The organism is Alcanivorax profundi (genome assembly GCF_003597125.1).
Lineage (GTDB): Bacteria > Pseudomonadota > Gammaproteobacteria > Pseudomonadales > Alcanivoracaceae > Alcanivorax > Alcanivorax profundi.
Map to the genome: position 1 here is coordinate 1 of NZ_QYYA01000039.1, position 860 is coordinate 860.

At 47.4% G+C, this 860-nt stretch carries 1 protein-coding gene; it reads left to right on the plus strand.

The window, feature by feature from the left end:
* Positions 1-322: 322 nt before the first annotated feature.
* On the plus strand, positions 323-860 hold a 538-nt coding region (locus tag D4A39_RS18975), incomplete at its 3' end, for a hypothetical protein (protein WP_199699481.1).

Here is an 860-nt window from a genome sequence, read left to right on the forward strand (position 1 = left end):
GCATGAGTGAAAGTGAGCATGATGTCATCGAAGACTTGATGGGAGTAAGATATGTTGTATTGAATGAGATGATGCTTCATCCGACTCCTGCCGAAGTGGAGAGATTTCGTGACAGTATCGGCGAATCGGTACCACTGTAGCGCATGAATCGGTACCATCATAGCACTGCATTCGGTACCATCGTATCACTTGAATCGGTACCATCATAGCGCCCCAATCGGTACCAAAAAGATGTAAAGTTCTGCTCATGTATAATAATAACCGCCTATCTTTGCAGAAGAATTTTTAAATCTGTATAGATATGGCACAAAGTAATGTAAACATGAGCAAATTAAAACGTTCATTTCAAATGCTAGCGGCAAAAATACCGCAACGCACCATTTGCGAGCAACTACACATGGGACGTGGCGTACTGAACCGTTACAAGACCTTGGCGGATTCCCAAGGTTTGTCCTATGGCGTGATAGGCCGCATGAGTGACGGGGAAATAGAATCTTTCCTCCAGTTGTCCAAACCCACAGCAGCCCCATCTTCCCAACGTCAGGTGCTGGACGGGCTGTTGCCTGAATATGTGTCAGACTTGTCGCATAACCGCTACCTCACCATTCAAGCCCTGCACGAGTCATACAAGAAGGAGCATCCCGACGGATATGGATACACCCAGTTCAAGAAGTCAATCCGTAAGTATCAGTACTCACACAACCTCAGCTTCCATAACACCTATATTCCTGGGGAAGAGATGCAGATTGACTTCGCCGGCGATGCCCTGTGGCTTACCGACCCGAAGACAGGTGAGCTAACCAAGGTTGTCGTCTTGGTCTGTATCCTGCCATACAGCGGCTTGGGATTTGCCAAGGCTA